Here is a 6598-nt window from a genome sequence, read left to right as displayed (position 1 = left end):
CGGCGTGGGCGGGGCGGTCGTCACGGCAGCGGGTCAGCGAGGAACAGAGCGGCGACCATGGGCGAACCCTTACAACCGGCAACGGACTGCCGCAGCCTAAACGGCCGGTCGGCGTGCGGCTATGATCGATTCGTTCGTCTCCCGCGTCCGTCGTCGCCCGCCTGAGGATTTCTGCATGTTCGCTCCGTTGATGCTCGCTGCGGCGCTCGCCGCCGGTCCCGATCCCGCCGCGGCGGAACAGGGCGCTCTGCCCGCCCCGCCGACGAACGTCGACGAGACCCCGCTGCCGGTCAAAGCGGTGCGGGCGTTCGAGTTCCTCACCTTCGATCGCCCCATCCTGCTGACCCACCCCGGCGACGGCTCCGACCGGGTGATCGTGGTCACGCAGAAGGGGCCGATCGTCCAGTTCCCCAACGACCCCGACGTGGAGGAGGTCACGCCGTTCGCCGATCTGTCCGACCGCGTCACCTACAAGGACAAGCAGAACGAGGAAGGTCTGCTGGGCCTGGCGTTCCATCCGCAGTTCAAATCCAACGGCCGCGTCTTCGTGTATTACACGACCAACGACGCCCCGCACACCTCCGTCATCAGCGAGTTCAAAGCCGTCGGCGAGGGCCTTGAGCAGCGGCTCGATCTGGACAGCGAGAAGGAGATTTACCGGCTCCAGCAGCCGTACTGGAACCACAACGCGGGCACGATCCTGTTCGGCCCGGACGGCAAGTTCTACGTCGCCTTCGGCGACGGCGGCAGCGGCGGCGACCCGAAGGACAACGGCCAAGACCTCGGCAACGTCTTCGGGGCGATGCTGCGGCTGGACGTCGACGGCAAGCCGGACGACGGCAAAGCGTATCGGGTTCCCGCCGACAACCCGTACGTCGGCGTCGAGGGCGCTCAGCCGGAGATCTACGCCCACGGCTTCCGCAACCCCTGGCGCTTCAGCTTCGATACGGGAACCGAACGGAACCCGGGAACCGGCGAGCTGTGGCTCGCGGACGTCGGTCAGGACAAGTGGGAAGAGATCGACCTCGTCGAGCGCGGCAAGAACTACGGCTGGTCCTTCTACGAAGGCTTCCACGTCTTCGAACCGAAGCAGGATCAGCTGGCGAAAGCCGGCGAGATCGAGGGGCTGGCCTTCCCGATTTGGGAATACGATCACACGGTCGGCAAATCGATCACCGGCGGCGTCGTCTATCGGGGCGAGAAAGTCCCGCAGCTGCAGGGCAAATACCTCTACGGCGATTACGTCACCGGCCTGCTGTGGGCGCTGGAGAAGGGCGAGGACGGCCGCGTGATCAGCAACCGGCCGCTGACCGGCTATAAGCACCCGATGATGAGCTTCGGCGAAGGTCCGGACGGCGAAGCGTATTTCATGACCACCTTCGGTCAGCTGTGGACGTTCGCGGCGGAGTGAGCGGCACGAACGTGCGCCGCTCTCTCCAAGAGAGCGGCGCACTACCGGTTCGTCATCAGGTCGCTGACCGCGATCGCCGTCACGAGGTCCCGCAAGCGGTAGTCGTTCCGCTCCGCGTCGTCCACGATCGCCTCGACGGTCGCGAAGTCGCCCGCGGTCAGCGTCCGCCCCTTGGCGTACTCGGCGATGCGGACCGTCAGGTTTCGGGCGAACGGCCGGGTACGTTCCAGCAGAATGCGTTTGAGCCCTGCCACGTCCTCGAAGTCCCGGCCGAGATACGTTCCGTTCGTCGAGACCGCCTGCGTTTTTGAATACCGCGTGCGGAATCGGCCGATCGGGTCGTAGCTTTCCAGCGCGAACCCCAGCGGGTCGATCTGCCGGTGGCACTCCATGCAGGCGGCGTCGTTGCGGTGCCGTTCGAGCAGGTCGCGGACGGTGAGAGCGCCGTTGAGGTCCGGCGTGATCGCGGGCACTTCCTCGGGCGGCGGGGGCGGGTGGTTTCCGAGCAGGTCGCCCAGCGCCCACACGCCGCGCGTCACCGGCGACGTTTCGACCCCGTTCGAGGTCAGCGAGAGCACGCTGGCATGCCCCAGCAGGCCGCCGCGCGGCACGCCCGGCGGGAAGGTCGCCCGGACGAACCCCTTGTCGTCGGGATCGTTGCCGGCGCCCGGAAAGGGCACGTCGTAGAGTTCGGCCAGGCCGCGGTTGATAAAGGAATAGTCCGAATCGAGGAACTCGCGGACGCTGCGGTTCTCGTCGAACACATGGCGGAAATAGCGGCGGGTCTCCTCCCGCATGGCCGGTTCGAGCCGTTGTCGATAATACACGCGGTAGACCGGGTCCTTGGCGTCCGGCGGCATCTCGCCCAGCGTATCCAGCGACAGCCACTGATCGACGAAGCTGTCGCAGAACCGGGCGTGTCGATCGTCCGCGAGCATCCGCTCGATCTGCGCCCGCAGGACCGCCGGGTCGCGCAACGTGCCGGCCCGCGCCGCCGCGAACAATTCGGCGTCCGGCATCGTGCTCCAGAGGAAATAGGAGAGCCGGTTCGCCAGCGCCATGTCGTCCAGCGGTCCGGACGGCAGATCGAGATAGAGGAAGTCGAGGGAGGCCGTCATCGCCGCAAACGTCTTGATGACGGCTTCGCGCCAATCGTCGCCCGCGGCGCGGCGCCGATTCAGATAGGCGAAGTACGGTCGCAGCTCCTCTGAGGTCACGTCCCGACGAAAGGTCCGAGCGGCAAATCGTTGGACGGCCGCCCGCCGTTCATCGGCGACCGACAGGTCCGGGATCTCCTCGGAGTCGTACGTCGTTTGCAAGGAGACCGGCGGCCACTGGTCGTAAAACGGCCCTTCGATCGTGAACTCGGTGAGTCGCACGCCGGGAAATCGATACGGCGGCTTCATCGCCGATTTCGGAACCGTTCCGCGGCGGATGCCCGCGCGGATCTGCGTGATCGGCTTTCCCGGTCCGTTGACGAACGAGAAATACGGTATGTGGTCCTTATCGATCCACACGTCGAACTGCACCGTGCGTTTCGCGTCGTCCTGCAAATCGAACGTCTTTAATAACCGTCCGCCGCCCGAGACGCTGGCCGGATCGTCCGGGGCGACGCCGAAGCCCAACACGAACGGCTTGTCCGGGGGCAGGAACTCGATCGAGTAGGCGTCCCGGTCGACGCCCGCGGCGGTGGCCGTGATGCGGTAGACGCCGGGGACGCGAATCGTCCGGTTCCCGCTGCCGTCGTAGATGCGGCCCTTTCCGCCCAGGCGGAGGGTCCTCGAGCCCCTGCCGCCGGTGACGTAGCGGCTGCCGCCGACGCCCCGCATCCGTCCGACGTTCACCTCGATCCGCCGCGATTCGGGCTGCGCCGCCTCCGAAATGAACAGGGCGTGCCGCAGGCTTTTCTCCGAGGCGTCCAGATATTCCAGCAGCAGTTCGTTGGAGATGACCAGCGACTGCGCGGCGGTGTCGAACCCTTCGTCGATCTCTTCCTCATAAATCGACGCGCCGGGGTCGTACACGCCGGCGTGTAGGCCGAGGAGGTCCCGAATCGTGTTCGTATATTCCCGTTTATTGAGCCGCCGCAGCCCCGGCGTCGAGTCGGTCGCGTCGCGGTTCGCCAGTCGAAGCGTGTGCTCCATCAGCGTGCGCCGCTCCGCGTCGCTCGGGCGGGGCTCGCCTGCGGGGGGCATCTGCTCGCCGGCGATCTGGTCGTAAATTAGTTCATAATCCCAGCCGTCCAACTCGGCGAGGCGGTCCAACCGCACGTCGCTCTTCTGCGTCTCCGGCCCGTGACATCGCACGCAGTACGCGTGCAACAGCGGTCGCAGGGCGTCCGTCTCCTCGTCCGCCCCGGCCGGGACGGGCGTCGTCAGGCAGGCCGCGAGCAGAGCGATCTTCAAAAGCAGCGGGGACTTGTGCGAAGCGATCACAGAGCGAAGCTCCCCGTGGCGTTGTTGAAGCGGTCGATCTCGACGCCGAAGTTCTGCAACACCGTAGTGAACAGATTGTTCAGCGGGGTCTGTCGGCCGTTCGGCTGCGTGCAGTCGAGGTGGGCGCCGTGTTGGAAGCCGCCGCCGGCGAGCAGCAGCGGCAGGTCGCGGTTCGAATGGCGGGAGGCGTCGCCCAGACCGCTGCCGAAGAACACCGTCGTCTCGTCCAGCAGGGTTCCGTTCCCGGAGGGGGCGTTCTTCAGCTTCGTCAGGAACCGAGCCGTCTGCTCGAGATAAAAGGCGTCGATCTTGCGGAGCTGTCGGAGCCGGTCCGGCAGATTGCCGTGGTGGGTGAGGCCGTGATAGCCGCCCGTGACGCCGTCCAGTTCGATGACATGGTTGTGCATCCCGAAGCCGGCGGTGAAGGCCCGGCTGGAGTCGGAGCGAATCGCCAGATACAGCAGGTCGAACATCAACGGGGAGAGCGTCGGGTAATCCATCGACCCGTGCGGGTTCGCGGAGGCGTTGAAATCGACTTCCGGCTTCGGCACGTCCTGCCAGCGTCGCATGCCTTGGATACGACCCTCCGCCTCGCGGATCGCGGTGAGGTATTCGTCCAGCTTCGCCCGGTCCGGAGCGTTCAGGCGGCCGTCGACGCGCTTCGCCTGCCCCCGCACGAGGTCCAGCACGCTGCCGCGCTCCTCCAGTTCCAGTTGGCGAGCCTTCCTCGCCGCGGCGGAGTCGTTCACGAACAGCTTGCGGAACAGATCCAGCGGATCGGACTCCTCCCGCACCTTGATCCCCGAGGCCGTCCACGAGGCTCCCTGACCGCCGCCCAACGAGATATGAAGCGACGGAAACCGCGTTTCATAACCGACGTGCGACGCCACGACCTGATCGATCGAAACGTTCTCCCCCGGCCCGGCCCGCTTGGCGTCCACCCCGCTCAGCAGGGAGTTCATCGACCCGTGCTTGGTGAAGATATTCGGGTGATCCATATGCGAGAAGACGGTGAAGTCCTCCCGCAAATCCGCCAACGATCGCAACGTCGGCGACAGTTCATAGTTGCGGCCGAACGTCTTCGGGAAGAACGCCTCCGGGTTGATGCCCAGCGCGCTGCTGAGGCAGACCAATCGCTTCGGCTCGGCGCCGTCGGGCGCGGCGGAGGCGGACTTCGTCCCCGCGATCGACTCCAACGCAGGCAGGGCGATCGCCACCCCGGCCGCCTTCAAAAACCGGCGCCTCGGGGGCGAAGGCGGACCGGAAGCGAATGCGGTAGGCACGGCGGATCGACCGAGATTTTAAGGGAGAAGCAAACTGGAGGCTATCCCTCGGAAGCCCCTCGGGCAATGAGGCGTTGCGAACCGCAGGCCCAGCCGAAGGCGACGACCTTCGGACCGACATGCGATCGGCGTTCACGCCGCCTGCATCGCTTCCTCGTGGGCGTCCTCGCAGGGGGGATCGACTTCGTCGTGACCCAGGGCCGTGTTGATCCAATAACGGGTGATGAAGATCATCGCGACCAGTACCAGCGGCGTGGCGAACAACACGCCGAGGGCGCCGAACAAAATGCCGAACACCAACTGGGCCGTAATGACCAACGCCGGCGGCACGCCGGTGCCTTCGCGGATCACGTTGGGGGTGATGACGTAGCTTTCCAACAACTGCACGCCGACGTAGGCGATCAGCACCCACAACGGCGTATATTGACCGACTTCAAACGCCAACAGGAGCGGCGGGACCACGGCCAGCACGGCGCCGATATTGGGAATGAACACCAGCAGAGCCGTCAGCACGCCCAGGGTCGCGGGCATGGGGATGCCCAAGGCCCACAGCGTCAGCCCGGTGAGTACGCCCGTGATGACCATCGCCGTGGCGCGGGCTTTCGTCCATTGCCATAAACCGTCGCCGCAATGCTCCAGCACGTCGGTGAGTTTCGTCCGTTGTCGATCTGGAAACAGACTGACGAGACCGTCTCGATAAACCGCGGGGCTGATCGCCAGAAACAGCCCCGTGAAGAAAATAAACAGGGCGTACACCGTAAAGGTCAGCGGGGCGGTCAAGGCCCGCTGCTGGGCGCTCTGTCCGTCCTTCCCCCCGCCCATCAATCCGCCGACGATTTTCAGCGGGTCCGGCACGGCCCGCACAACGCCGCCCATCCCGTTTTCGGTCAATCGTTTCTCCACGCTCCCGCGGGCGGTGGAGAGGTTCTGCGAAAGCGTGTCGATCCGCCCGCTGACGCGCCACCCCGCAACCGCCAGGGAGCCGAACAGCCCCACCACCAGTAGGGTCACGACAAGCGCCAGTCCGATCCCCGGGGACGCACCGATCGCATTCGCCAGTTTGGCGGCCCCGTGCCTCAGGGACGCGCCGAACCAAACGGCCGCGAAAACCAACAGTGCCGCTTCCGGGGCGTAGCAGAGCACTAAAAACGCCGCGACGACCATCGAAGAGATCGCCGCCACCTTCCAGACGTGTCGCACGAACGGGCTGGGCGACTCGCCGGGCGGGACGGTGTCGTCCAGCGCCTCGTTTTCCACTGGGACCGGCTCGGAATTGCCGGAGGCGTCAACGGTTCGGGAAGCGGGCGGCATGGCGCGGGAACGACTGATGAGCGATGGTAACTTCAGACGATTATTCTGATGAACGCCGTCGCGCCGCGTCACGGGGCCGACCCTGCCCGATCAACCCGGCTTCGCCCGGGTTTCGGCTGCGAAGTCCCGGCGAAACTGTTCGCCCCCCCTCACGGATC

The 6598-nt window shown here is 65.9% G+C and carries 4 protein-coding genes; 1 reads left to right on the top strand and 3 read right to left on the bottom strand.

The features are described 5' to 3' along the window. Nucleotides 1–175 precede the first annotated feature (175 nt). Nucleotides 176–1411 (top strand): PQQ-dependent sugar dehydrogenase, encoded by a 1236-nt coding sequence (locus tag LzC2_RS05920; RefSeq protein ID WP_171184757.1) that lies wholly within the window; start codon nt 176–178, stop codon nt 1409–1411. A 41-nt stretch (nt 1412–1452) separates the two neighbouring features. On the opposite strand, the gene LzC2_RS05915 is transcribed toward LzC2_RS05920, so the two are convergent. The 3 genes from LzC2_RS05915 to LzC2_RS05905 all read right to left on the bottom strand — a co-directional run bounded on the left by LzC2_RS05915 (nt 1453) and on the right by LzC2_RS05905 (nt 6440). Further along, the gene (locus tag LzC2_RS05915) at nt 1453–3846 is read right to left on the bottom strand and encodes a DUF1592 domain-containing protein (RefSeq protein ID WP_206678578.1); all 2394 of its coding nucleotides are present in this window, start codon (nt 3844–3846) and stop codon (nt 1453–1455) included. Beyond that, nucleotides 3843–5063, bottom strand: a complete 1221-nt coding sequence (locus tag LzC2_RS05910) for a DUF1552 domain-containing protein (protein ID WP_171184769.1) — start codon at nt 5061–5063, stop codon at nt 3843–3845. Before LzC2_RS05910 ends, LzC2_RS05915 begins: the two co-directional genes overlap by 4 nt. A 198-nt stretch (nt 5064–5261) precedes the next feature. Further along, nucleotides 5262–6440, bottom strand: coding sequence for an AI-2E family transporter (locus LzC2_RS05905; RefSeq protein ID WP_171184755.1), 1179 nt, complete (start codon nt 6438–6440; stop codon nt 5262–5264). Between the last annotated feature and the right edge of the window lie 158 nt (nt 6441–6598).

It is taken from the genome of Alienimonas chondri, assembly GCF_013036045.1.
In the GTDB taxonomy this organism is placed as follows: domain Bacteria; phylum Planctomycetota; class Planctomycetia; order Planctomycetales; family Planctomycetaceae; genus Alienimonas; species Alienimonas chondri.
This window is presented reverse-complemented; position numbering and strand designations above follow the sequence as displayed.